The organism is Streptomyces sp. NPDC017890, assembly GCF_044328675.1.
GTDB lineage: Bacteria > Actinomycetota > Actinomycetes > Streptomycetales > Streptomycetaceae > Streptomyces.
In genome coordinates, this window is record NZ_JBIRHU010000001.1 from 573949 (window position 1) to 597767 (window position 23819).

Below are 23819 nucleotides of genomic sequence, written 5' to 3' on the forward strand. Positions count from 1 at the left end.
CGGGGGGAGCCTGCCGTGTCACAGCCCTGGTTGACGATCGCCTTGCTCTTCGCGGCCGGCTGGTCGGCCTTCGGCGTCCGTGTCACCTACCTCGCCCTCCGCGGCCGGCGGGGCCTGCGCCTTCTCGGTGTCCGGGGCGTCCGCGCGGAGGGCGAGGTCGCCCGGGGTCCCCGCCGCGAGGGCCCGGACCTTCACCCGGCCCAGGTCCGCTTCGAGGCGGGCCCGCACCGTCAGACGTATCGCCGTGCTCCTCTCAACTCCGCCTTTCACACGCTCCGTACCGGCTGCACGGTCGTGGTGCGCTACGACCCGGCGGATCCGCGCCGGGTGGTCGTGGTCCGGACGGGGAAGACGTTCGCTCCGACGACGAACCTGGTGTGGGGGGTGCTGTTGTTCCTGTTCGGGGTGGGGCTGGGGGTGTGGGCGGTTGTCTGAGGCGTCCGGCCGGCGCCCCGCGGAAAGGCCTCGGCGAACCGATGAGCTTTCGCACCGGCGGAGGTCTACAGATGCGTACGGCCCCGCGCGAGGGGCGCAAGGACCCGAAATGAGGAGACAGGACATGACCAACGAGCAGACCACCGCGGCCAACGGCTTCTCCTACACCCTGACTCGCACCCTGGACGCTCCCGCGGCCCGGGTCTGGCAGGCCTGGATCACCCCTGACGAGTACGCCCAGTGGGCCCACGCCGCCCCCGGCTCCGTCGAACTGGACGTACGCCCGGGCGGCGCCTGGAAGGCCACGATGCTCACCCCCGACGGCGCCGAGTTCCCCCTGACCGGCACCTACCAGGAGGTCACCGAGAACCGCCACCTGGTCCTCGGCATGGACGTCCCCGGCCGCCCCGACCCGGCGACGATGGCCATGGAGCTCACCGAGCAGGGCCCCCGCAACACCGTGATCGTCCTGAGCCAGACCTGCGACACAGCGGAGGAACGGGACATGGCGGAGCAGGGCAGCGGCATGCTGCTGGACGGGCTGGAGCGGTTCCTGTCGGACGGGGCGAAGGGCTGAACGGGAGCGACGGGTCCGGCCCCGGGACCCTCCGGGCCGGGCCCGTCGGTGCGTTCCCCTGCCGTCCTGCCGTCAGGGCACAGCCAGGAAAGCGTGAACTTTTCCGCCGAAGTGTTCACGCGCCTCTCAGATGAGCGCGGCAGCGTGAACACCGAGGCCGCCCGGCCCGGCCCGGTCGGGGCCGGCCCGGCCCCGTCTCCGGGCCCGGTCCAGCCCCGGAGACGATCAGCGGGCGACGTGCCCGGGGCTCCCACGCGGACCTTGACATGCCGCTCGGCGGTCCCTCCCCGCCGACTCGGCTACTTGGACGGCGCCGGGCGCACGGACGGACTCAGACGTGCAGGGTGGGCCGGTAGACGAGCTCCTGGGTGTGACCGTCGAGCGTCCGGTGCCCGATCAGCTCGAGATCGAAGTCGGCCGCACCCTGGAAGATCGGCTCCGACCCCGTCCGACCGGTGATCACGGGGAAGACCGTCACCTGGACCCGGTCGACCAGACCGGCGGCCATGAGCGCCCGGTTCATGGACAGGCTGCCGTGTGAGCGCAACGGCACCTCCGACTCCTCCTTGAGCCGAGCGACGACGTCGACGGCATCGCCGCTCACGACATCCGCGTCCGGCCAGTCGAGCGGTCCCCGCAACGTGGTCGACACCACCGTCGCCGGCAGGCTCCTCATCCGCGTGACCCACGGGTCACGCACCTCGGACTCCTCGGTGCTCTCGGCCAGCATCCGCGCGAACGCCCGATACGTGGTGGCCCCGAAGACCATCCGCTGCTCCTCGCCGTACAGGCCGAGGCGGTGATCGAGAAGCTCGGGACCCTGCTTGCCCCAGTAGCCGCCCCAGTCGCCACTGCTGTCGTAGGAGCCGAAGCCGTCGAGGCTGGAAAAGACGTCGAACGTGTAGGTGGCGGTCATGATGCTCTCTCCTCGATTGCGGTCGATCCACCCCCCGGAGATACAGACCGACGACCACGGCCAAAATCATCGCTCGTGTCCTGAGTCCCTGGGTCCTGGGACCCGGCCGCCCCGGACACGGCCCCGGAGGCTGCACCGCGGTGAAAGGTCGGCGTAAACGACGCGCATCGGCCCCCGTCACCAGCAGGCACTGACGGACTGCGTGACCGCACCCTTCGCTTGTCAGTGGCTCCTGTTAGAACTGAGCCACATCTGCGTGCTGAACGAGGGGGGTCGTGGTGGGAGAAGCTGGGGGACCGGCGCAGCCGGTCGCGGGGGTCTACGAGAAGCTGATCACGGACCGTGTGAACGGCGAGCTGGAACGGCTTGAGGCCGCTGGGTGGAAGGCCGTCGACGCGGAAGTCAGCGCGGAGTCCTCGCCTCATGTGCTGGCGCGGCACATTGGTGACATGGTGACCCGTCGCCTCAACCAGCTCCCGGCCGACAAGCGCGTTCCCTTCGCGAACCGCATTCTGGAGTCCCTCTCCGCCGGTGTCGGCGAGCAGGGCGACGACGAGCCCGTCAGCACCATCGTCGAGGGGCCTCGGCAACTGCTGGCCCTGGCGGAGCAGGAGGCTCCCGGGGCATACGCGATCCGTCCGCTCACGCCGCTCTCCGAAACGTCACTGCTCACCAACGCGCCGGAGGACCTCAGCCTCGGCTCGGAGCTGCGGGCCGAGTTGGCCACCGCGGACCGTGTCGACCTGCTCTGCGCGTTCGTGAAGTGGTACGGCATCCGGGTCCTGGAGGATTCTCTGCGTGCCGCAAAGGAACGCGGGGTACCGATCCGGGTCATCACCACCACCTACATGGGTGCCACGGACCGCCACGCACTCGACCGGCTCGTTCGCGACTTCGGCGCCACCGTGAAGGTCAACTACGAGATCCGATCGACGCGGCTGCATGCCAAGGCCTGGCTCTTCCGTCGCAGAACAGGATTCGACACGGCATACGTCGGCAGCTCGAACCTGTCTCGGGCCGCGCTGCTCGACGGCTTGGAGTGGAACGTACGCCTGTCGTCGGTCGCCACACCCGCAGTTCTGGACAAGTTCGAGGCGACCTTCGACGCGTACTGGAACGACACTGCATTCGAGACGTATGACCCCGATCTCCACGGCGAGCGCCTCTCCGAAGCTCTGGCCCAGGCTAGTGGGACCACGTCGACCAGCGACCTGAAGATCAACCTTTCAGGGCTTGAGGTACGCCCCTTCCCGCACCAGCGGGACATGCTGGAGCGGCTCAGCGTCGAACGCGAGATCCGTGGACGGCACCGCAACCTGCTCGTCGCCGCTACTGGTACCGGTAAGACCGTGATGGCCGCCCTCGACTACCGCCACTTGTGCAAGGAGTCCACCAGCGGGAGGCCGAAGCTGCTGTTCGTGGCGCATCGTAAGGAGATCCTCAAGCAATCCCTGCGTACTTACCGGGAGGTACTGGATGACGCCTCGTTCGGTGAGTTGCTCTACGGCGGCGCGGACCCGCGTGAGTGGAACCACGTCTTCGCCAGCGTCCAGTCGCTCAACGTCCAGAGGCTGGAGCAACTGGCTCCGGGCCATTTCGACGTCATCGTCATCGACGAGTTCCACCATGCCACGGCCCCCATCTACCGACGGGTGATCGACCACTTCGCACCGAAAGAGCTGTTGGGCCTCACCGCCACTCCTGAGCGGATGGACGGGCTCAATGTCCAGGACGAGTTCTTCGAGGGCCGCATCGCCGCCGAGATGAGGCTCTGGGAGGCACTGGAGAACGACCTGCTGTGCCCCTTCCACTACTTCGGCATCCCGGACGGCACGGACCTGACCAACCTCAACTGGCAGAAGGGTTCCTACGCTGATCAGGAGCTCGGCGATCTCTTCACGGGCAACACCGCGCGGGCCCGCATCGTGGTCAAGCAGATCCAGGACAAGGTCTCCGATCCCGGCGCCATGCGTGCGCTGGGCTTTTGTGTGACCAAGGCGCACGCTCACTTCATGGCCGACTACTTCCGCAAGGCCGAGCTTCAGGCTGTGGCACTCGACAGTGACTCGCCGCCCGACGTGCGCGCCCGTGCGCTGTCCGACTTGCGGGACGGCAAGATCCAGGTGATCTTCTCGGTGGACTTGTTCAACGAAGGGCTCGACATCCCGGATGTCGACACCCTCCTCTTGCTGCGGCCCACCAACAGCGCCACAGTCTTCCTCCAGCAGTTGGGGCGAGGACTGCGACGTACCGAGACGAAGCCGGTGCTCACGGTCCTCGACTTCATCGGCCAGCACCGGGCCGAGTTCCGCTTCGAGGAGCAGTTCCGAGCCCTGACCAACCTGTCGCGAAATCGGCTGGTCGAGCACATCGAGCGTGGCTTCCCCCAACTGCCGTCCGGCTGCCAGATCATTCTGGAGGGCAAGTCGAAGGACCTCGTGCTCGACAACATCCGGACTCAGCTGGGCGCCTCGGTGAAGACGCTTGTGAAGGAGGTCAAGGAGTACAGCACTCCATGCCTCTCCGACTATCTCCGGGAAAGCCGCCGAGAGATCAAGGAGCTGTACAAGAATGCCAATTCTTGGACGACCGTCCTCCGCCGAGCCGACCTGATCACCGGCACTCCCCCACCGGGCGAGACGGAACTGCTGAAGCGGGTTCACGCCTTTCTGCACGTGGATGACCCCGAGCGAGCACAGGCGTACCTGCGTCTCCTCGCGGACGACGCCCCGCCGTACGACGCGCTCGGACCGGTCGAGCAGGTCTACGCTCGCATGCTGTTCTTCAACCTGTGGGACAACGCCGGTGGATTCACTAGCTTCGAGGAAGGCCTTGCGTCGCTGCACTCTCAGCGAGCACTGCGGGATGAACTCCGGCAGGTGCTTTCGTACGTCATCGAGCAGGCCGATCACTTCCCGATCGCCTTGTCCGACCGCTTCGGTCAGGTCCCGCTGAAGGTCCACAGCGCGTACAACCGATCGGAGATCCTGGCGGCGCTGGGCGTGGCACGCTTCGGTGGACAGATGCCGAGGTCCTTCGCGCAGGGCGTGCAGTGGGTTGAGCAGATCCAGACGGACGCGCTTCTCATCACGCTCGAAAAGAACGAGAAGGACTTCTCACCCACCATCCGCTACAAGGACTACGCGGTGAGTCCCAACCTCTTCCACTGGGAGTCCCAGAACTCGACGTCCTCCGATTCCCGCACGGGCTTGCGCTACCAGCAGCACGCGCGTCGCGGCAGCCAGGTCCTGCTGTTCATGCGCCGCTACAAGAACACAGACATAGGCAAGTCCCAGCCGTGGATGCTCCTCGGCCCGGCAACCTACGTGAAGCACACCGGCAGCAAGCCGATGGCAATCACCTGGCACCTCAAGCACGCCCTCCCGGCCGACGTGTGGACGTACTCGGCCGCCATCCAGGCGAGCTGAGCCCTGCACGTCGGCCGCAGTGCACCCGCTCTCAGGAGAGCCGAGCTCCACTCTCCGCCTCGAAGTGTGCTTGGGCCTGATCCAGAATGTCGTCAACGTCCCGCCCGTGTACGCGGAACCAGCAGAGGAGATCGGTGATGATGTTGATCGCCGCCTCCTCTGCCACCGCTGCACCCAACCGGCCGTGGCTGAACGGCTGCGGCGCCGAGTCCGAACCGCTGTAGAGGCTCAGTACGTCCGCGGCTCGCGCCAGTCGGGGGACTGGCGCGTGACGGTCGCCCCTGGTGACGCTCATGCGGAACTCGCACCAGGTCACCTTGCGATCAGCGGTCAGCTCGACGCCCCAGCGGTCACAGATGGCGTCCACCAGCATCATCCCTCGCCCCTCCTCGGCGTCGGCGCCCGTGCAAGCAAGGGTCGGCAGCGCGCGCGGGTCGGGGTCGTGCACCTCGACGCGCAGGTTGGGGCCGTTCAGCGAGGCGACCAACGTGGACGGCGTCCCGGCCCCGACGTGCCTGATGACATTGGCGATGAGTTCACCGGCACAGAGCTCGGCGGAGTCTCTCAGTTCGTGCAATCCCCAGTACTCCAAGTGCATCCTCAGGGCCCGCCGCAAGGAAGACACCTGCTCGGCGTCCGCCAGAAACGGCAGGCGCCACGGTCGCGTTGGCATCCATAGAGGGCTGTCCATGTCTTGCCCACTCCTCTCCTGGCGCCGCTAGTAGCGCAGCGTATTTTTGTCAGGACTCAGAGTTGCATTGGAACTCTCAAAATGGCACTCTCACACTGGCGTCGCCGGGGGCACGGCTCCGCATCGCACGCCCCCAGCGCACGCCTTCTTGCGGTCCCCAATGACCGACCACGACGATCTGTTGCACCTACCTGAAGGGCCGCGAACATGGCAGTTGGACCCACCACTCGCAGGCGCCAACTCGGCGCCGACCTGCGACGCCTCAGGGAGCTCAAAGGACTGACACTTGAGGACGCAGGCGCACGCGTCGGCATCTCAAAGGCGACGCTGAGCCGCTATGAGACGAAGGAGGGCACGGTCAAGTGGCCGACCGTCGACGCCTTGTGCCGCGAGTACGGAGCCACAGATGAGGAACGATCAGCGCTGATCGAGCTGGCAAAGGGCGCCAAGATCCAGGGGTGGTGGCGATCTCTCGCCGATCCCATCCCCGAGTCCATGAACCTCATGCTCACCCTCGAAGACGAGGTCACACGCGAGGACCACTACGCCTGCATGTATGTGCCCGGCTTGCTCCAGACACGCGCCTACGCCGAAGCCGTGCACCGGGCTTCAGAGGTGCACTGCGATGAGCGCGAAGTACAGCACATGGTCGACATCCGAATGAAGCGACAGGAGTTGCTGGATCGCGACGAAGCCCCGCACATCTGGTGTGTGATCGACGAAGCTGCGATCCGGCGACGAGTCGGGGGCCCCGAGGTCATGCGAGAGCAACTCACGCACTTGATCCACACCGCCCAACGGCCGCACGTCACAGTACAAGTACTGCCGTTCGAGCGGGGCGCCCATGCTGCTGCCGTCGGCAGCTTCGCCATTCTTCGCGGCCAGTCTCCTGAACTGGACGTGGTGTACGTCGATCTCCTCGGCGGTGGGCTGTTCATGGAGAAACCTGAGGAACTTGAGCGCTATAGGTTGGCGTTCCAGTACCTCAGTGCCCAGGCACTCGACTTGGAGTCGTCCGCCGAACTTATCAACAGGGTCAGCAAGGAGTGAGTCTCGATGACGACAACACCAGAGCACCAGTGGTTCAAGTCCTCGTACAGCGGAGGCAGCGGAACGGAGTGCGTCGAGTGCGCATACACCTCACACAGGGCGCTGATACGCGACTCGAAGTCGGTAACCGGGCCTGTCCTGTCCGTACGAACAGACGCCTGGCTCCACTTTATTGACGCATTGGACGAAGATCGCCCGAGATAGTAAGTGATCGTGGTTGCACAGCAAGCGAGGGCCGCCACCCCGACGGCGATCCCCTTGCAGACCGTTGACGACGTATGGGCCGCTCTACGGTGCGGGTACGGATTTCCCGGCGACCTGGAGGCCTTCGAGACCGACTTGCAGCGCGCGTTGGAGGGAACGACAGAAGCGGATATCAAGGCCGTGGCCACTGTGATCGTCGACTACCGCGGCAGGATCCGCCTGCACCAAGAACCCGGCTTCGACACCGCCGTTCAGGAAGGCATCGCCCTCACGGCGCGGCTGAAGCGGGATGCTTCGAGCCGGTGACCAATGGCTTCGAACACCGCGACTCCCGAGTGGGCTCCGTAAAAGCGCGACTCGGAGGGCGTGTCATGTCCGACCGTCGGCAGGTTGCTCGTGCTGACCCGCGGTGACGGTCAGGCCGGTACGCGCACCGGCATACGGGGCGGACGTCCCGGCGGGGAAGTTCTGATCGGCCTGCCCCTGCGCCACGCCGTTGGGGCCGTCACACGGGCCGATGGCCGGAACCCGGGTTCTCGTCGACCGGGAAGCCGCGCCCCGCGTAGGCAGGGCTCTGCCCGCCGGTGGCTCACCGGCGGGCAGAGGACGCGCGTGCGTCACAGACGGGGACGAGAAGCCCTGCCCCACCATGCACTCCTTCACCAGCGCCTGTTCCGCACGCTGCAACAGGATCCTCTCGGCGTCCGTCAGGTCCCGCTCCCGGAGCCCGGCACTCCTGTCCGCGGTGTCCCCTTGCGGCCGAGCCGCCGCACCCGACCGGTCGCTCGTGCTCGTGGTGCAGCCGACCGCGCAGGACGCGAGGATCACCGCGGCCGTACACGCGGCAGCGAACGCTTGCCTCATGGTCGTAGTCACTCCCCCGAGTTGCGACGCCGGTCCCCGCGCCAACAGGGGGAACAGTGCTCCGCCTCCACTAACTACCCCGCCCGCGCCGCACCGGGAGGCGACGCGGACGGTCCCCGGCCGGGGCGGCCATGCGGCACGCCGGCCGGGGACCGTACCGACCTGCTGCGTCAGGACACCACGCGCAGGTGGGTGGGCCAGCCGATGCGGTCGAGGAGGCGGAACATCTTCTTGATGTCCGTCGGGTTCAGTTTCACGCATCCGTTGGACTTGTAGTCGGACGCTCCGTCCCAGCGGCGGGCTTCGGACGTGCCTGCCGAGCCGTCGCGGTTCATCTCCGAGTGGATGAACATCTCCGTGCGCGTCACGGTGCGCTTGGAGCACTTCATGTCCTGGAGGTAGACGGCGTAGCCCTTGATCAGTTGGCCGTCGTACTGACGGGACTTGAGCTTGATCTTCCAGTTGCCGTTGGGCATCCAGCCCTTGTTGCGGACGCAGTCGTCCTTGACGCCGATGCCCGATCCGGCGCGGTAGGTGGCCCAGAGCTTGCCGCCTCGGTGGACGGAGAGACGCGAGTCGGCGGGGGCGGAGGGGTTCTTGTCGTAGACCAGGGTGGTCACCGCGCGGGGTGCGGCTGCCGCGGGTGCGGCCGAGGTGTCGGCGACGGCCGACGGTGCCAGGGTCGCGGCCAGGGCCAGGACAGCTGCGGCTGCCGCGACGGCCGGCAGGGCGACCGGGGTGCGGAATCCCTCGTGGGTCATACGTTCCTCTCACTCTTGTCGTGTGAGGGGTGGGCCGCGCGGCCCACCCCCGCGAAACCGTCCGGAGTCGTCAGACGAGGGCCAGTCGCGCCTCGGCCTTGTTCACCCCGGCGAAGCTGTGGGAGAAGTGCTCGCGTACGCCGGAGTTGCAGGCCTGGGCGCGCTTGGTCACGCCGTTGCCGCCCACGATGCGGACCAGGGCGCACTTGCCGTCCATGCGGGTGTCCTCGACCCAGCCGGACACCGTGACCTTGCCGCCCGCGCAACGCAGCGTCCAGCTGGCCTCCGCTCCGCCGATCTTGGGGGACGCGGACGACGGACAGGTGGCCGCGCTCGCCGGAGCGGCGGCGCCGAGGGCGAGTCCCCCGGCGAGCAGGACGGCGGACAGCGCGGACGTGAGGGACTTGCGGACTGCGGACATGGAGGTACCCCTTCGGAGAGAGTCGGCGGGAACGGGACCGACGCGCTGTCTTCCGTTCCCGGGTGTCCCCGTCGATGAGGCGAGGGGGGCGAGGCCCGGGAGCGCCGGTCGCCACATCAGCATGGCCGGTGGAACCCGCCGACGAGCACGATGGACGGGGCTTTCCCATGTGCATTCATGCACCGTGCATGGCGCGGCACCGACCTGTGGCTATGCGGTGCTTCGAGAGGTCATGCAAAGGGCACGGGCGAACGGCTCGCGGGGCGCTGGTAGTCCGGCGCGCCGACGGGCGGACGCTGATTGACGAGCAGGGCGTGCCAGGTCGCCCGGTCCGTCTTTCCGGTCACCCGGAGACGATGGGTGCGCTGGAACAACTGGAGGTCCGCGGCGGTCGCCGCCGTGAACTCTCCCGAGACCGCGGTGGCTCCCAGGCCCACGTTGTTCAGGAGGTCCTGTACGGCCCGCACCGCCGGGCCGGTGGAACCGGGCCCGACCCGCATCACCAGCTCCGGCCACGTACGGTTCCCCACCTTGCCGTCGGCCGGGAGATGGCGCTTCTGCTGGAATTCCATGACCGCTTGGTGGGTCTCCTCGCCGAACAGCCCGTCGGCCCGCAGGTCGTAGCCGTGCGCCTTCAGCAGGTTCTGCAGGGCACGCCCCCACGAGTACTCGTCCACGGTCTCCCCCTTCATGTACAGCAGCGGCCACTTCTCCCGTTCCGGGTCCACGGCGCCACCGCCCGCCACGGCCCGCTCCTTGACCTCGGTGGCGGCCCGGCCGGTGGGAACGTTCCGTTCGTCGACGTACAGCCCGGCGGCGAAGGACAGGACTGCCGTGACCGCGAGCGCCAGGAAGGGGCGGGCCCGGCGGAACAGGGGGCCGCGGCCGCCCGGTCCGCCGGTGGTACGGGTGGTGGCGCCGACGGTGGTGACGGCGCCGGGCGCGTCCGTGCCGTCGGGCTCGGCCGGGCGGTGCCGGCTGTTCTCCTCCAGGGCGGCCCTGCACAGCGACCTCGCCCGGTCCAGTTCCGTCGCCGGTGCCCGCAGGTGGGCGTGGAGAGCCTCCACGATCCTCGGGGGCGCGGTCGAGGTGTGCTTCGGGTTCAGGTAGCGCGAGAGTGTCGTCTGGTCGATGCCGAGGCGCGCGGCCAGTGCCTGCTGGGTGGGACGCCTGCCATCGGCGGAGCCACCTGCCTCCTCCCACCAGCGCCGGAGCAGTCCCGCCAGCTCCACCCCCGGTCGTTGCGGATGCCGGCTCTCTCGCTCGTGCGTCATGAGTGCGCGTACCTCCCGGTCGTCGTACGAACAGGCGAGCGTCCACGTCACTGCATGACGGCATAGCAGCAGGTCATGAGCCTGCATGACGGCATACGCGGTTGCCTTGGCCTGCGGAGGCGCAGATCGTAACGACGTGGTCGGCGCGCCGGACCACGTGTTTCCGGGCACCGCCCGCGTCCCCGGGCGAGCGGCGAAACGTTCAGACACCGCAGGAAAGCGGCGCCCGCCTCGTCGACGGGTCGCACCGCGGCGAGGGCGAAAGGGGCCCGCGTTCATCCGAAGGAGTGCCCGGGACGGAGCGGTCCGGCACGCAATGTTCACTCTCCAGGTTCACGGCCCGACTCGGCCTCACCCCCGGGCGTGCCGCCCTGCCGGCCCGCTTCGACCACGCTGCCCGGGCACTTCGCGCGGGCGGGAGCGCCCGCGGCGTCGCCCGCCTCCACCACAAGGCTTCCCGCGGCGTCCACGCGGAGTTCCCCCGCCGCCCCACTCCCGTTGGCCACGCCTGGCTACCTTCGCCTCGCCCGGTCCGGCAGCAGGAGAGGCATGCCCATGAGCACCCCGGTCCACCGCACCCCGACACGGCCGACGTCCGTGGCCACGCTGGCCTCGGTCGAGCAGCGTCGGGAGGGCAGCCGGGCCGGGAGTCCGTCCGGGAACTCGGCGGAGCACGCCTTCCTCCGACTCCAGTCCAGCGTCGGCAACCGGGCCGCCACCGCGGCGGTGCAGCGTGCCAGAAGCGCGACCGGGGAACGGGCGGCGCAGGCCACCGGCCCTGCCGGGGAGCAGGCGGCGGGAGGCGGTGGCGGGGCCGACGGGGCGCGGCAGAAGAAGAGCTACCGTGACCGGATCAACGCGATGCTGGACCGGTTCAAGAAGAACCTCGAACCCACGGACAACATCGTCAAGGGCGGCCAGACCCCCACCAACGCCGCCCTCACCCACCAGGCCGGCGCCACCGCCAACGGGGGCCTCGCGAACAACGCCGCCATCTCGGGAACCTCCGCCGCGGGGTGGAACCTCCTCACGGAGGCCACCGGCGTCGTGGTCAGCGGCATGGACGCGTACAAGAACATGAAGGGCGCCAAGAGCAACGAGACCGGGGCCAAACACCACACGGCCAACCGGAAGGCCAAGACCAAGGGGACGGACGCGGGTGTCGGTGCCGTCAGTTCGGGTTCCTACGGCGCCGCCATCGCCAAGGAGGCGACCAAGGTCCAGGGGGCGACGAACGCCGCCACGGCGGCCGAGGCGAGCGGTGCCCTCAGCGCCGTCACCGGCTACGCGAAGGGCATCCGTGCCCTGATCCGTGTCGGGGGAGCGGCCAGCAAGTACAAGAACGTGAAGAACCTCGGCGATGCCAACGAAGTCAACGCGGACCTGCTCGCCCGGCTGGACCGGGAAGTGCACATGTCCGTGTACCGGGCCAACGCGGCCCGTGCGGAGGCGCAGGCCAGGCTGGACGCGGCCGAGGCGTACCCGCACGAGGGCTGGCAGGAGGGCGTCGAGGCGGCCTTCGCGGCCCTCGACAGGGAGCTCCGCACCATCGAGCCCGCCGAAGAGGCGTACAGGCGTGCCGTGAAGGACACGGCGAACCTGAGACAGGCGCAGACGTACGTGAAGAACAAGCAGCTCACCAAGATCAGCAAGGAGATGGTGGGCGGCATGATGGGCGAGCCCGCCAAGGCCACGGCCGGCGTCCTGACGCTGGTCACGGCGACGGGAGCGATGGCGAGCAACCCGGCCGGCTGGATCCTCGCCGCGGTCGGGGCCGGTCTCGTCCTGCTCACCACCGGTTACAAGGCGGGCCGCGCGGCCACCAAGCGCTACGACGAGAAACGCCACCCCGACCGCTACACGCTGGAGGGCGAGACGGCGGAGGAGGCCGCACCCCGCACGGATTCGCTGAAGCACGCCCTGAAGTTCTGGAAGAAGGTGTCGAAGGGCGAACGCCAGGCCATGGCGCGCAGGATCTACGGCCTGGCGGCGGGCCCCGACATCCCCGGGAGCGGCAGCACGACACCCCAGCTGCGCGAGTCCGCCCGGGAGCTGCTCATCGCACTCAAGGCGGGTCCCGCCCAGCACAAGCTGTCCCCGGAGCGGTGGGCGGAGTCCCTCAACGACCCGACGAAGAGGGACGGCTGGATCTCGGAGATCGCGGAGCAGCTGGCCTCCGGGTGACCGGGAGGCAGGGCGAGCCCGGAGGGCGGTGACCGGAGGGCGGTGACCGGAGGGCGGGCGCCCGTCCTGCCCGCCCTCCGCCGCCACCGCGGCCCCGCCGGCACCGGCTCCCTCGCCGCTCACCGGGGCCACCTCTGCGGCAGGCCGGGCGCAGGTCACCTGCATGGCAGGTCGGGCCAGGAGCCGTATGCCGGGAGCCTGATCGTCCGGAGCCGAGCCCGCCCCGCCCCACCCGACCTCACCTCACCTCACCTCACGCCTTGCGGCCCACCCCGCAGTAGGCGTCGACAGAGGCGGCGGTCGGGCCGGCCGGGACGTCCGGGTCCGGGCGCCAGGACGTGACCTGGGTGATGCCGGGCGCGACCAGGTCCAGTCCATCGAAGAAGCCGGCGATCTCCTCGACGCCGCGTACGTAGTACGGCGTCGCGCCACTGGCGTTGTAGGCGTTCGAGGCGGCGATCATGCCCTCGCTCGTCGCGGTGCTGTCGCTGATCACCAGGTAGCTGCCCGACGGGAGGCCCGCCATCAGGCGGCGCACCAGGTCGCGGGCCTGGTCGTAGTCGGCGACGTGGCCGAGGGTGTTGAGGATGATCAAGGCGATCGGCCGGGAGAAGTCGAGGGTCTGGGCGGCGGCTTCCAGGACGGTGCCGGGGGCGTAGAGGTCCGCGTCCAGGTAGGCGGTCCTGCCCTCGGGGGTGCTGGTGAGCAGCGCGTTGGCGTGGGCGAGGACGATCGGGTCGTTGTCGACGTACACGATCCGGGCGTCGGGAGCGACGCGCTGCGCGACTTCGTGGGTGTTGTCGGCGGTGGGAAGGCCGGTGCCGATGTCCAGGAACTGCTGGATGCCCTCCTCCCGGATCAGGTGGCGGACCGCGCGCCCCAGGAAGAGCCGGCTGGAGAGCGCCACGTCGACGAGGCCCGGGAAGATCCCCTTGATCTGGTCCCCGATCTCCCGGTCGATCTCGTAGTTGTCCTTGCCGCCGACGAAGTAGTTCCAGAAGCGGGCCGAGTGCGGTGTGGTGGTGTCGATCCGGGCCCGTATCTCCGCGGCGGCCTCGATCTGGGAGTTGGTGTCCGACACGGCAGGGTCTCCTCGGGTTGGCGTGGGTGATCGCGGTCCCAATCTACGAGCACACGGCTCCTGACCGCAGCAGTTGGTGACGATCACCAACTCGCGGGCACGTGCGGCGCGTTCGGGCGGCGGACAGGACTTCCCGGCCGTCTCGGTCCGGTGGGTACCGTCGTCACCTCGCGGAGGTACCGGCTGAACGGGTGAACACCGTGACCGGAGTCGCCGCATGACGAGGACCACCCCGCCCCGCCCGCTCGACGTCGAGGCGCTCTTCCCCGAACTGGCCGGCCACCGGGGCACCACCACGCGGCCGCATCCGCGGGCGGGCAGCCCGGACGTGCGGGACTCCTCCGTCGGCGGGCCGATGCTGTGGCCGGCGGACGAGCCCTGGCGCAGATCGGCGGAGGTCGGGGAGACACCGGCCCTACCGCCGCTGCCGGAGGTGGTCGGCTTCGACGGGTACCTGCCCGAGCCCTGCGTACTCCATCCCGGGCAGGTGGTCACGTATCCGTTCGCCGGACTGCTGCCCGAGGACCTGCGCGACCGGATCGACGCCTGGGAGGAGCGGCTCGAGGAGCAGGCCGAGGAGTCGGACGACCCCGACGAGCCCGAACCGGTCGGCTACCAGTACGACCTGTCCATCCCGCCCGGATGGCGTGCGGGCGGGTTCGCGTCCTGGCATCTGACCGATCCGGCGGCCATGGACTGCCGGGCCTGCGGCACCGCGATGGAGCTGCTGATCACCGTCGACAGCTCCGAGTGGGACGGTGGCAGCGGCAGCTGGAAGCCCGTCGAGGAACACGGTCTGCCGCCCTGCCCGTACGCCACACCCACCGAGGTCGTCGTCGGGCGTCATGGTGGGCTCAACGTCTTCGCCTGCCCCGCCGACCCCGGGCACCCGCATCGCTGGAGCATCCAGTGAACCGGGGCCGGGTCCGGGACGGGGCCGGGCGGGGTGGGGCCGGGCTGAGTGGGGCTGGGCCGGGTAGGGCTGGGCGGGCGGGTCGGCCGGGCGGTCAGCCGAACATGCCCGGCACGTAGTCGCCGGCCGGCTGGCGGTTCATGACGTTCATGCGGTTGTACATGTTGATCACGGCGATCAGGCCGATCAGTGCGGTGAGCTGGTCCTCGTCGTAGTGCTCGGCCGCGTTCGCCCAGGCCTCGTCGGTGACGCCGCCGGCGCCGTCGGCGAGGCGGGTGCCCTGCTCGGTCAGCTCCAGGGCGGCGCGCTCGGCGTCGGTGAAGACCTTGGCCTCCCGCCACGCCGCCACCAGGTTCAGGCGCTGAGCGGTCTCACCCGCCTTCTCGGCGTCCTTGGTGTGCATGTCGAGGCAGAAGCCGCAGCCGTTGATCTGGCTGGCGCGGATCTTCACCAGCTCCTGGGTCGCGGCCGGCAGCGACGACTCCAGGACCTTGCCCGCGGAGTTGATGTGGCGCAGGAACTTCCCGGCGAGCGGGCTGCCGAACATGTTGAGACGGGCTTCCATGATGAGTTCCTCCATTGTCGGGCGTCGAGCCGGGTCGTCGGTCTTCGCCGTCGGTCTTCGCAGTCGGTCGTTCGCCCTTCGGCGTACACAGCTACGACGGAGCGCGCGGACGGGATGTGACAGGCCCCCCGGGAACAATGGGTGTGACCTGCGTCTCACCCGTCCGGGACGGCTCGTGCCAGCAGCCGGCGCAGCGCCGCCGTCACCTCGGCCGGGCGTTCGTCCATCACCCAGTGGCCGGCGTCGTCCAGCATCGTCAGCTCGGCCCCGGGGACGGCCCCGGCCAGCTGCGTCGCGATCGCCGGGCGCAGATACGTGTCCGCGCGGCCCCAGATGACCGCCGTCGGGCAGCGGACGGCGTGGAGGCGTCGGCGCAGTTCGGGGCGGGGCGGGGTGCGGTAGTCGCCGAAGTAGTGGAGCAGCCAGCGGCGGCCCTCCGGTGTGGCCATCCAGCCGACGTAGCCGTCCAGGACGCCGGGGTCGAGGTGGCCCGCGCGGACCAGCGGCGCGAAGGCCCGGCGGTGGAGGGCGGCGTAGGGCAGGCGCATCGCCGCCGGCCGGAGTACGGGCGTTCGTCCGGCGAGGCTGACCAGGCTGAAGACGGCGTACCAGTTGCGGGTGAACGTGGCGTGCGCGCGGCTGTTGAGGACGGCCAGCCGGCGCACCCGCTCGGGGTGGGTCTCGGCGAAGCCGAGGGAGAGGAAGCCTCCGTAGTCGTGGCCGACCAGGTTCACCGGGCCCAGACCGAGCGCGTCCAGCAGCCGGCCGAGGCGGGCGACCTCGGTGTCGTAGTCGAAGGACAGGTGCAGGGGGCGGTCCGACCCGCCCCAGCCGAGGAGGTCCGGGGCGATGACCCGGTGCTGCCGCGACAGGGGTGGGATCTGGTGGCGCCAGCAGTGGTGGTCGGCGGGGTAGCCGTGCAGGAGGACGACCGGTTCGGCGTCGGGGGGTCCCGACTCCCAGCAGGCCACGCGGGCACCGCCGTCCACCCTGACCGACCGGGCGCGGGGCCGGTCCGCGCCGGGGCTCTGCGTACTCATCGGCATCCAGCTCCCTCGTCCGTCCGTCCTTCGACCGTCGCCCGTCGCTCTTCGTCCTAACTGGGTGGATACCCGGAAGTGACGCGGCCGGGCACGGGGTTCGGCCGATGGACGCCGATGGAGGCGGATGGACGCCGATGGAGGCCGATCGAGCGGCGCACCGACGGTCACCCCCGCGCGTGCGGCTCGCCCGGCGCGGATTAGGTTCGGTTCCAGCAGCCGGCACAGCAGGCACGCGAAAGCAGCAGGAGCAGCAGGAGCAGCAGGAGGCAGACATGGCGAAGGTTCCCAGCGCGGTGGTCGCCGCGGGCGGTCTCGTCGGCGGGTACGGCGTCGCCCGCTGGACGAAGAAGCGGCAGCTCGGCGGGGCCGTACTCGCCGTGGCCGGGGCCGCCGCCGCACAGCAGTGGCGGGAACGGGCCGGCGGGCGGGCCGCAGGAGCCCTGACGGCCGCGTACGTCGCAGGCTTCGCCGGGTCCCACCCGCTGGCCAAGAAGGTGGGCGCCTGGCCCGCCGTCCTCGGTGTCGCCGGTGCCGTGGCGCTGGCCTCGTGGGCGGTCGCCGACCGGCGCGGCTGAACACCACCCGGACGGGCTCAGGCCAGGTGCGTCAGTACGTTCACCACGCCCACGACGCTACCTGGCCGGCGCGCCCGGATCCGGCGTCGCCGCCGAGCCCGCGTCCACCACGGACAGCGGCTCCGCGATGTCCTCCAGCGAGCGGCGTTCCGCCTTCACCGCCAGGAACGCCGCCACCAGGCCGGCCGCGCACATCAGCCCGGCGCCGATCTGGAAGGCCAGGACCGTGTCGGCGACCACGCCGGACTCGGTGAGGCTGGCGAAGAGCAGCGGGCCGCTGATACCGCCGGCGGCGGTGCCGATGGCGTAGAAGAAGGCGATGGCCATGGCGCGGGTCTCCATGGGGAAGATCTCGGAGACCGTCAGGTACGCGCTGGAGGCGCCCGCCGACGCGAAGAACAGCACCACGCACCAGCAGACCGTCATCGTCGTGGCCGTGAGCGATCCCCGGTCGAAGAGCCACGCCGTGCCGAAGAGCAGCACGCCCGACAGCAGGTACGTGCTCGAGATCATGATCCGGCGGCCGACCGTGTCGAAGAGCGGTCCGAGGAGCAGCGGGCCGCAGAAGTTGCCGGCGGCGATGACGGCGAAGTAGTAGCCGGTGGAGCCGGTCGGCACGTCGAAGAAGGTGATGAGGATGGTGCCGAAGCCGAAGGTGATGGCGTTGTAGAGGAAGGCCTGGCCGATGAAGAGGGACAGGCCGAGGACGGCGCGGCGCGGGTAGCGGCGGAAGACGGTCTTGGCGATGAGGCCGAAGCCGATGCTCTTGCGCTGGTGGATGGTGATCTCACCGGCCGGCGGCGGCAGCTTCGCCCCCTTCTCCTCCTCGATCTCCCGTTCGACGGATGACACGAGGGTGTCGGCCTTCTCGCCGTGGCCGTGGATGAACTGCCAGCGCGGGCTCTCCGGGACGTGCCGCCGTACGAGGAGGATGACCAGGCCCAGGACCACGCCGAGGGCGAAGCTGAGCCGCCAGCCGAGGTCCTTGGGGAAGATGTCGGTGTCCAGCATCACGATGGACAGCAGCGCCCCGCCGATCGCGCCGAGCCAGTAGCTGCCGTTGATGATGAGGTCGACCCGGCCCCGGTAGCGGGACGGGATCAGCTCGTCGATCGCGGAGTTGATCGCCGCGTACTCGCCGCCGATGCCGAAACCGGTGAGGAAGCGGAAGAGGAAGAACCACCAGGACTCGAAGGAGAGCGCGGTCAGCGCGGTCGCCGCCAGGTAGACGACCAGCGTCACCATGAACAGCTTCTTGCGGCCGTAACGGTCGGTCAGCCAGCCGAAGAACAGCGCCCCGGAGCACGCGCCCGCCACGTACAGGGCGGCGGCGAGGCCCGTGATCTGGGCGGAGCTGATGTCCAGACCGCTGCCTTCCTCGGCGATGCGGCCCGCCACGTTGCCGACGATGGTGACTTCCAGGCCGTCCAGGATCCAGACGGTGCCCAGGCCGATCACGATCATCCAGTGCCATCGCGACCAGGGCAGCCGGTCCAGGCGGGCCGGTACGGCCGTGGTGACGATGCGGGTGGAGGCGGGCACTGAGGCCGGCGACGATTCTTCTGTCATGGCTCCCTCTCCGTCGAGCGAACGCCTCCCGTGTGCCCTGCACCGGAAGGGACACGCCCGCCGCGCCGGGAGGCCGCAGGGCCCGCCCTCGCCTCCGGAGCAGCCCTACGCCCCCAGCATGCGGGAGACCGTGTAGATCAGCAGCCCGGCCAGCGAGCCGACCACCGTGCCGTTGATGCGGATGAACTGCAGGTCCCGGCCGATGTTCGCCTCGATCTTCTTCGTGGTGTGCTCGGCGTCCCAGCTCGCCACCGTGTCGGTGATCAGGGAGGTGATCTCGCGGCGGTAGGTGGTGACCACGTACACCGCGGCACCCTCGACCCACGTGTCGACCTTGCCCTGCACCTTCGGGTCGGAGGCCATCCGGGCGCCCAGCGACAGCAGCGAGGCCCGCACCCGCATGCGCAGTTCGCTGCGCTCGTCCTCCGCCGCCGAGACGATCATGGAGCGTACGGCCGTCCAGGCGGACGCGATCAGGTCCTGCACCTCCCCGCGGCCCAGCACCTCGGTCTTCAGCCGCTCCACACGCGCGCGTGTCTCCGTGTCGGACTGGAGGTCGGAGGCGAAGTCGGCGAGGAAGCGGTCGAGGGCGCCGCGCGCCGGGTGGGCGGGCATGTCGCGCATCTCGGTGACGAAGCGCAGCAGCTCCTTGTAGACGCGGTCACCGATCTTCTTGTCCACGAACCGGGGCGTCCATCCGGGTGCCCCGCCCTGTACGGCGTCCATCACGGAGTCGCCGTGCAGGACCAGCCAGTCGTGGGCGCGGGAGACGATCAGGTCGACGGCCCGCTTGTGACCGCCGTCGGCGACGATCCGGTCCAGCAGCTTGCCGATGCCGGGGGCGATCTCCTGCGCGTCGGCCCGCCGGGTGATCGCCTCCCCCACCACCGCCTGCACGTCGGAGTCGCGCAGCACGGTGAGGGCGCCGCGCAGGGCGGCGGACAGCTCGGCCGTCACCCGGTCGGCGTGTTCCGGCACGGCGAGCCAGGTGCCGAGCCGGCTGCCGATGCCGACGGCGCGCAGCCGCCCGCGTACGACGTCCTCGGAGAGGAAGTTCTCGCCGACGAACTCGCCCAGCGAGACACCCAGCTGGTCCTTCTTCTTGGGGATGATCGCGGTGTGCGGAATGGGGATGCCGAGGGGGTGGCGGAAGAGGGCGGTGACCGCGAACCAGTCGGCGAGCGCGCCGACCATGCCGGCCTCGGCGGCGGCCGACACATAGCCCGCCCAGGCGCCCGCGCCGCGGTGGGAGGCCCACTCGGCCAGGACGTAGACCACGGCGACGAACAGCAGCAGGCCGGTGGCGGTGAGCTTCATGCGGCGCACACCGCGGCGCTTTTCCTCGTCGGCCGGGCTGAAGGCCGTCATCGCACGGTCGCGTACGGCGCCGCCTCCCGCACCCGCCCCGGCGTCCTGCCCTGAATCACCGGGACCCTCAGAGCCACCGGCACCTCCGGAACCACCGGCACCCCCAGAGCCACCGGCACCTCCGGAACCACCGGCACCCCCGGAACCACCGGCACCCCCAGAGCCACCGGCACCCCCGAAACGACCGGCACCTCCGGAACCGTCAGGCAGTTCCGCTTTCGCGCGTTCCATCCGCTCCACCGTTCGCTGATCCGTCCCGCACACATTGTCCCTTCCTGACCGACTCCTGGAACGGAACACAAGTTCCCGGCGTCTGTCCCGGAGGGGAACGCCCGGGGATCCCGTGGGAGTCCTGCGGCCTTTTCCCGGCCCATGCCGCATCATGGGTTCATCGGACCGGAGCCTCGGGGCTCCCCTCGCCCGAGGAGAACAGCACAGCATGACCCGGGGTCGTGACGGGGGTGCGGGGGCGCCCCCCACCAAGCACCGTGCCCTGCTCGCGGCGATCGTCACCCTGATAGTGGCGATCTCCGCGGCCATATACGCCGGAGTGTCCGCCGACGACGGCGCCAGGGACCGCACACCACTCGCCGGCGGCCCCCTCCCGCGCGGCGACGCCGCTCCCGCCTCCACCGGCACCTGGGTCGGCGCCTGGTCCGCCTCACCGGCCGCGGCCGAACCGGGCACCCGCGCGACCGGCATGGCGGGCCGCTCCGTGCGCAACGTCGTGCACACCAGCATCGGCGGCACCAGCGCGCGCATCACCCTGTCCAACCTCTACGGGCAGTCCCCGCTGACCGTCACGCACGCCACCATCGCCCTGGCCGACGGTCCCGGCACCGCCGCCGCGCTCGCCGACACCATGCGCCGGCTCACCTTCGCCGGCAGCCCCCGGGTCGTCATCCCGGCGGGCGGACAGGTGATGAGCGACCTCGCCCGCCTCACCGTCCCGTACGGCACCGACGTCCTGGTCACCACCTACTCCCCCGTGCCGTCCGGACCGGTCACCCACCACCCGAACGCACGGCAGACCAGCTACGTCGCCGACGGCGAGCACACCGCGGACGTCACCGGCGTCGCGTACACGACCAAAACCCCGTACTGGCGCTACCTGACCGCGCTGGACGTGCTGAGCCACGAGGCCGACGGCACCGCCGTCGCCGTCGGCGACTCGATCACCGACGGTTTCGGCGCCGAGATGAACGCCAACCACCGCTGGCCCGACATCCTCGCCGAGCGACTGCACGACGCGGCCGAGGACGGGCGGGACACCCCCCGCTACGGCGTCGTCAACCAGGGCATCAGCGGCAACCGGATCCTGACCGGCAGGACGGGCCGGCCCGCCGACAACCCCAGCGCGCTGAGCCGCTTCGACCGGGACGTGCTCGACCGCACCAACGTCAAGGTCGTCGTCATCGCCCTCGGCGTCAACGACATCCTGCACAGCCCGGAACTCGCCGACCGGGAAGGCATCCTCGACGGCCTGCGCACGATGACCGACCGGGCCCACGCCCGCGGCCTGAAGGTCGTCGGCGCGACGATCATGCCGTTCGGCGGCTACGGCCGTTACACCCAGGCCCGCGAGACGATGCGGCAGGAGATCAACGAGGAGATCCGCTCGGGCCGCGTGTTCGACGCGGTCGTCGACTTCGACAAGGCCCTGCGCGATGCCTACGACCCGCGCCGGCTGCGCTCCGACTACGACAGCGGCGACCACCTGCACCCCAGCGACAAGGGGTACGCGCGGATGGGCCGGCTCCTCGACCTGGACGACCTGAAGGGCGCGGCACCGATCCAGCTTTGACCTGGTAGCGCGGCACCGACCCACCGTGCCCGGGAGCGCGGCACCGAACCACTACGTCCCAAGGCCGCGGCACCGAACCACCGCGACCCGAGGACGCGGCACCGAACCAGCTTCGGCCCGAGAAACGCGGCACCGAACCACCGCGACCCGAGGACGCGGCACCGGAACCCCCGCGCCCGCGGCCCGTACCCCCGGCCCGCTCAGTCCTCGTCCCACCTGCGGCGGTCCCGCTCCTCGCGGCGCAGCTCGCGCTCCTCGCGGCGTTCGTCACGGTGCTCGCGCATCATGTCCCGGTGCCCGTCCAGCATCCTGCGGTGGGCACCCTCCACCTCCTCCCGGAAGGAGGAGTGCCGCTCCCTCGACGCGGCCCTGCGCTCCCGCTTCTCCTGCCGGCGCTCCTCCTTCTGCCGCTGCCGCTCCGCCCACGTCACCTTGCGCTCGACACCGACCCCGCCCCACAGGGCGAAACCCGTCACGACGACACGCGGCGCGCCCGGATCCCCGGGGACGCCTTCCTCACGGTGGTCGAAACCGCCCATGACGCCGACGCCGCGCACGATCACCTCGACACCCGGCGGCACGATCACGTTCATCCCGCCCATGATCGCCACGCAGTTGATCACGACCTCGCGGTCGGCGAAGACCGCCTCACGCAGGTCGATCTCCCCGCCGCCCCAGAACGCGAACGAGTTGAACCGCCTCGGCACCGTCCAGCGCCCCTTGCGCTGGAACCCTGACATCACGGCGACCGCCCACGACGACGACCCCTCGCCGCCGGTGATCCGGCCCGCCCAGTCCCCGCTCCGCTCGGGTTCCTTGGTCATCGACACCCGGGGCGGCCCGTCCACGGAACCCACCGGCAGATCCCGGGTGATCGGCGCCAGCTCCCCGTACGTGCGCGCGCTGTACGTGGTGTCCAGCCGCTCCTGGAACTCGGCCATGTCCAGACGCCCCTCCGCGAGGGCGTCCCTCAGGACCTCGGCGACTCGTTCACGGTCGGCGTCGGATGCGCGGAGTTCCGGGGCGTCGTCGGTCATGGACAGCAGCCTACGAGGTCACCGCGCCGGACACTACGCGCCCGCGCGCTCCGCGTACATCCTGGCGATCACCGACTCGATGTCCGGCTCCCGCACCGACAGGTCCACCAGCGGGTACTCCGCCGCGATCCGCGCCACCAGCCCCGCCGCGGACGCCGACGCAGGGAACGCCAGCCACTGCCGCGGCCCGTCCACCCGCACCACCCGCGCGGGCGCCGGCGCCTCGATCGGCGGCAACTCCCGCTCCAGGTCCACCACCAGCGTCCGCTCGCTCTCCCCCGCCTCGTGCAACCCCTCCAGCGAACCGTCGTACATCATCCGCCCGTGGTCGATCACCATCACCCGCGAACACAACTGCTCGATGTCCTGCAGGTCGTGGGTGGTCAGCAGCACCGTGGTGCCGCGCTCCGCGTTCAAGTCCCGCAGGAAACCCCGCACCTTGGCCTTCGACACCACGTCCAGACCGATCGTCGGCTCGTCCAGGTACAGCACCTCCGGGTCGTGCAGCAGCGCCGCCGCGATGTCGCCGCGCATCCGCTGCCCCAGCGACAGCTGCCGCACCGGAACGTCCAACAGCTCCCGCAACTGGAGGAGTTCCACACAGCGGTCCAGGTTCTCCCGGTAACGGGCGTCCGGGATGCGGTACATGCGGTGCATCAGCCGGTAGGAATCGAGCAGCGGCAGGTCCCACCACAGCGTCGTCCGCTGCCCGAACACCACCCCGATACGGTGCGCCAGCCGCGCCCGCTCCCGGGACGGATCGATACCGGCCACCCGCAGCCGGCCGCCGCTCGGCGTCAGAATGCCGGTCAGCATCTTGATCGTCGTCGACTTCCCGGCACCGTTCGGCCCGATGTAACCGACCATCTCGCCGCGCGCCACGCTGAACGACAGCCCGTCCACGGCCCGCACCTGCCGTCGCTCCCGCTTCAGGAAACCGGTCTTCCTGCGTACGTCGAAGACCTTCTCCACACCGTCGACCTCGATGAAGCCCGCACCCGGCGACCGCCCCTCACCGCCCTCCTCGGCCGACGTCCCCGGCCCTCCCGACTCCGTCAA

At 70.0% G+C, this 23819-nt stretch carries 23 protein-coding genes; 10 read left to right on the forward strand and 13 right to left on the reverse strand.

The window, feature by feature from the left end; genetic code table 11:
- Positions 1–15: 15 nt before the first annotated feature.
- Positions 16–435 (forward strand): DUF3592 domain-containing protein, encoded by a 420-nt coding sequence (locus ACH4F2_RS02425; protein WP_398130813.1) that lies wholly within the window; start codon positions 16–18, stop codon positions 433–435.
- Between the two features lie 124 nt (positions 436–559).
- A complete protein-coding gene (locus ACH4F2_RS02430) occupies positions 560–1012 on the forward strand; it encodes an SRPBCC domain-containing protein (RefSeq protein ID WP_398130814.1) in 453 nt (150 codons plus the stop codon).
- 331 nt (positions 1013–1343) lie between these two features.
- Here ACH4F2_RS02430 and ACH4F2_RS02435 read toward each other — a convergent pair whose 3' ends face one another.
- Positions 1344–1928 (reverse strand): dihydrofolate reductase family protein, encoded by a 585-nt coding sequence (locus tag ACH4F2_RS02435; RefSeq protein ID WP_398130815.1) that lies wholly within the window; start codon positions 1926–1928, stop codon positions 1344–1346.
- Between the two features lie 278 nt (positions 1929–2206).
- Between ACH4F2_RS02435 and ACH4F2_RS02440 the strand changes: the two genes are divergently transcribed.
- Complete coding sequence (locus tag ACH4F2_RS02440) at positions 2207–5356, forward strand: DUF3427 domain-containing protein (RefSeq protein ID WP_398130897.1); 3150 nt, start codon at positions 2207–2209, stop codon at positions 5354–5356.
- Positions 5357–5387: 31 nt separating this feature from the next.
- Here ACH4F2_RS02440 and ACH4F2_RS02445 read toward each other — a convergent pair whose 3' ends face one another.
- Positions 5388–6047: an ATP-binding protein gene (locus ACH4F2_RS02445; RefSeq protein ID WP_398130816.1), complete on the reverse strand. Its 660-nt coding sequence runs from the start codon at positions 6045–6047 to the stop codon at positions 5388–5390.
- A gap of 207 nt (positions 6048–6254) precedes the next feature.
- Here ACH4F2_RS02445 and ACH4F2_RS02450 point away from each other — a divergent pair, with 207 nt between their 5' ends.
- The 3 genes from ACH4F2_RS02450 to ACH4F2_RS02460 are packed head-to-tail and all read left to right on the forward strand — an operon-like array spanning position 6255 to position 7607.
- The gene (locus ACH4F2_RS02450; RefSeq protein ID WP_398130817.1) at positions 6255–7097 is read left to right on the forward strand and encodes a helix-turn-helix domain-containing protein; all 843 of its coding nucleotides are present in this window, start codon (positions 6255–6257) and stop codon (positions 7095–7097) included.
- A 6-nt stretch (positions 7098–7103) separates the two neighbouring features.
- Positions 7104–7301: a DUF397 domain-containing protein gene (locus ACH4F2_RS02455; RefSeq protein ID WP_398130818.1), complete on the forward strand. Its 198-nt coding sequence runs from the start codon at positions 7104–7106 to the stop codon at positions 7299–7301.
- Between the two features lie 9 nt (positions 7302–7310).
- Complete coding sequence (locus ACH4F2_RS02460; protein WP_398130819.1) at positions 7311–7607, forward strand: hypothetical protein; 297 nt, start codon at positions 7311–7313, stop codon at positions 7605–7607.
- Between the two features lie 728 nt (positions 7608–8335).
- Here ACH4F2_RS02460 and ACH4F2_RS02465 read toward each other — a convergent pair.
- The 4 genes from ACH4F2_RS02465 to ACH4F2_RS02480 all read right to left on the reverse strand — a co-directional run bounded on the left by ACH4F2_RS02465 (position 8336) and on the right by ACH4F2_RS02480 (position 11127).
- Positions 8336–8926 carry a L,D-transpeptidase family protein gene (locus ACH4F2_RS02465; protein WP_398130820.1) on the reverse strand — a complete coding sequence of 197 codons (591 nt, stop codon included), beginning with the start codon at positions 8924–8926 and terminating at the stop codon, positions 8336–8338.
- Positions 8927–8996: 70 nt separating this feature from the next.
- A complete protein-coding gene (locus tag ACH4F2_RS02470) occupies positions 8997–9347 on the reverse strand; it encodes a hypothetical protein (RefSeq protein WP_398130821.1) in 351 nt (116 codons plus the stop codon).
- Positions 9348–9577: 230 nt separating this feature from the next.
- On the reverse strand, positions 9578–10621 hold the full coding sequence (locus tag ACH4F2_RS02475; RefSeq protein ID WP_398130822.1) for a peptidoglycan-binding protein: 1044 nt from the start codon (positions 10619–10621) through the stop codon (positions 9578–9580).
- A 320-nt stretch (positions 10622–10941) separates the two neighbouring features.
- Positions 10942–11127, reverse strand: a complete 186-nt coding sequence (locus tag ACH4F2_RS02480; RefSeq protein ID WP_398130823.1) for a hypothetical protein — start codon at positions 11125–11127, stop codon at positions 10942–10944.
- A gap of 49 nt (positions 11128–11176) precedes the next feature.
- On the opposite strand from ACH4F2_RS02480, the gene ACH4F2_RS02485 reads away from it, so the two are divergent.
- Entirely contained in the window at positions 11177–12805 is a 1629-nt protein-coding gene (locus ACH4F2_RS02485; protein WP_398130824.1) for a hypothetical protein, read from the forward strand.
- A 253-nt stretch (positions 12806–13058) separates the two neighbouring features.
- On the opposite strand, the gene ACH4F2_RS02490 is transcribed toward ACH4F2_RS02485, so the two are convergent.
- Complete coding sequence (locus ACH4F2_RS02490) at positions 13059–13886, reverse strand: SAM-dependent methyltransferase (RefSeq protein WP_398130825.1); 828 nt, start codon at positions 13884–13886, stop codon at positions 13059–13061.
- Positions 13887–14103: 217 nt separating this feature from the next.
- On the opposite strand from ACH4F2_RS02490, the gene ACH4F2_RS02495 reads away from it, so the two are divergent.
- The gene (locus tag ACH4F2_RS02495) at positions 14104–14799 is read left to right on the forward strand and encodes a hypothetical protein (protein ID WP_398130826.1); all 696 of its coding nucleotides are present in this window, start codon (positions 14104–14106) and stop codon (positions 14797–14799) included.
- Positions 14800–14893: 94 nt separating this feature from the next.
- On the opposite strand, the gene ACH4F2_RS02500 is transcribed toward ACH4F2_RS02495, so the two are convergent.
- Both ACH4F2_RS02500 and ACH4F2_RS02505 read right to left on the reverse strand, forming a co-directional pair.
- Positions 14894–15364, reverse strand: coding sequence for a carboxymuconolactone decarboxylase family protein (locus ACH4F2_RS02500; protein ID WP_398130827.1), 471 nt, complete (start codon positions 15362–15364; stop codon positions 14894–14896).
- Between the two features lie 155 nt (positions 15365–15519).
- Positions 15520–16404, reverse strand: coding sequence for an alpha/beta fold hydrolase (locus tag ACH4F2_RS02505; protein WP_398130828.1), 885 nt, complete (start codon positions 16402–16404; stop codon positions 15520–15522).
- Positions 16405–16679: 275 nt separating this feature from the next.
- Between ACH4F2_RS02505 and ACH4F2_RS02510 the strand changes: the two genes are divergently transcribed.
- Complete coding sequence (locus ACH4F2_RS02510) at positions 16680–16982, forward strand: hypothetical protein (protein ID WP_337306383.1); 303 nt, start codon at positions 16680–16682, stop codon at positions 16980–16982.
- Positions 16983–17039: 57 nt separating this feature from the next.
- Here the strand turns inward: ACH4F2_RS02510 and ACH4F2_RS02515 are convergent, their stop codons facing one another.
- Both ACH4F2_RS02515 and ACH4F2_RS02520 read right to left on the reverse strand, forming a co-directional pair.
- Positions 17040–18551, reverse strand: a complete 1512-nt coding sequence (locus tag ACH4F2_RS02515; protein WP_398130829.1) for an MFS transporter — start codon at positions 18549–18551, stop codon at positions 17040–17042.
- Positions 18552–18656: 105 nt separating this feature from the next.
- Positions 18657–20150: a DUF445 domain-containing protein gene (locus ACH4F2_RS02520; RefSeq protein WP_398130830.1), complete on the reverse strand. Its 1494-nt coding sequence runs from the start codon at positions 20148–20150 to the stop codon at positions 18657–18659.
- A 208-nt stretch (positions 20151–20358) separates the two neighbouring features.
- On the opposite strand from ACH4F2_RS02520, the gene ACH4F2_RS02525 reads away from it, so the two are divergent.
- Positions 20359–21723: an SGNH/GDSL hydrolase family protein gene (locus tag ACH4F2_RS02525; RefSeq protein WP_398130831.1), complete on the forward strand. Its 1365-nt coding sequence runs from the start codon at positions 20359–20361 to the stop codon at positions 21721–21723.
- A gap of 200 nt (positions 21724–21923) precedes the next feature.
- Here the strand turns inward: ACH4F2_RS02525 and ACH4F2_RS02530 are convergent, their stop codons facing one another.
- A complete protein-coding gene (locus tag ACH4F2_RS02530; protein ID WP_398130832.1) occupies positions 21924–22760 on the reverse strand; it encodes a DUF1707 domain-containing protein in 837 nt (278 codons plus the stop codon).
- 33 nt (positions 22761–22793) lie between these two features.
- The gene (locus ACH4F2_RS02535; RefSeq protein WP_398130898.1) at positions 22794–23747 is read right to left on the reverse strand and encodes an ATP-binding cassette domain-containing protein; all 954 of its coding nucleotides are present in this window, start codon (positions 23745–23747) and stop codon (positions 22794–22796) included.
- Positions 23748–23819: the final 72 nt, after the last annotated feature.

Excerpts from the sequence above, each read along its gene's own strand:
- ACH4F2_RS02430 (WP_398130814.1), top strand. The coding sequence starts at position 560 with ATGACCAACGAGCAGACCACCGCGGCCAACGGCTTCTCCTACACCCTG.
- ACH4F2_RS02435 (WP_398130815.1), bottom strand. The coding sequence starts at position 1,928 with ATGACCGCCACCTACACGTTCGACGTCTTTTCCAGCCTCGACGGCTTC.
- ACH4F2_RS02445 (WP_398130816.1), bottom strand. The coding sequence starts at position 6,047 with ATGGACAGCCCTCTATGGATGCCAACGCGACCGTGGCGCCTGCCGTTT.
- ACH4F2_RS02450 (WP_398130817.1), top strand. The coding sequence starts at position 6,255 with ATGGCAGTTGGACCCACCACTCGCAGGCGCCAACTCGGCGCCGACCTG.
- ACH4F2_RS02455 (WP_398130818.1), top strand. The coding sequence starts at position 7,104 with ATGACGACAACACCAGAGCACCAGTGGTTCAAGTCCTCGTACAGCGGA.
- ACH4F2_RS02465 (WP_398130820.1), bottom strand. The coding sequence starts at position 8,926 with ATGACCCACGAGGGATTCCGCACCCCGGTCGCCCTGCCGGCCGTCGCG.
- ACH4F2_RS02470 (WP_398130821.1), bottom strand. The coding sequence starts at position 9,347 with ATGTCCGCAGTCCGCAAGTCCCTCACGTCCGCGCTGTCCGCCGTCCTG.
- ACH4F2_RS02475 (WP_398130822.1), bottom strand. The coding sequence starts at position 10,621 with ATGACGCACGAGCGAGAGAGCCGGCATCCGCAACGACCGGGGGTGGAG.
- ACH4F2_RS02485 (WP_398130824.1), top strand. The coding sequence starts at position 11,177 with ATGAGCACCCCGGTCCACCGCACCCCGACACGGCCGACGTCCGTGGCC.
- ACH4F2_RS02495 (WP_398130826.1), top strand. The coding sequence starts at position 14,104 with ATGACGAGGACCACCCCGCCCCGCCCGCTCGACGTCGAGGCGCTCTTC.
- ACH4F2_RS02500 (WP_398130827.1), bottom strand. The coding sequence starts at position 15,364 with ATGGAAGCCCGTCTCAACATGTTCGGCAGCCCGCTCGCCGGGAAGTTC.
- ACH4F2_RS02505 (WP_398130828.1), bottom strand. The coding sequence starts at position 16,404 with ATGAGTACGCAGAGCCCCGGCGCGGACCGGCCCCGCGCCCGGTCGGTC.
- ACH4F2_RS02510 (WP_337306383.1), top strand. The coding sequence starts at position 16,680 with ATGGCGAAGGTTCCCAGCGCGGTGGTCGCCGCGGGCGGTCTCGTCGGC.
- ACH4F2_RS02515 (WP_398130829.1), bottom strand. The coding sequence starts at position 18,551 with ATGACAGAAGAATCGTCGCCGGCCTCAGTGCCCGCCTCCACCCGCATC.
- ACH4F2_RS02520 (WP_398130830.1), bottom strand. The coding sequence starts at position 20,150 with ATGGAACGCGCGAAAGCGGAACTGCCTGACGGTTCCGGAGGTGCCGGT.
- ACH4F2_RS02525 (WP_398130831.1), top strand. The coding sequence starts at position 20,359 with ATGACCCGGGGTCGTGACGGGGGTGCGGGGGCGCCCCCCACCAAGCAC.
- ACH4F2_RS02530 (WP_398130832.1), bottom strand. The coding sequence starts at position 22,760 with ATGACCGACGACGCCCCGGAACTCCGCGCATCCGACGCCGACCGTGAA.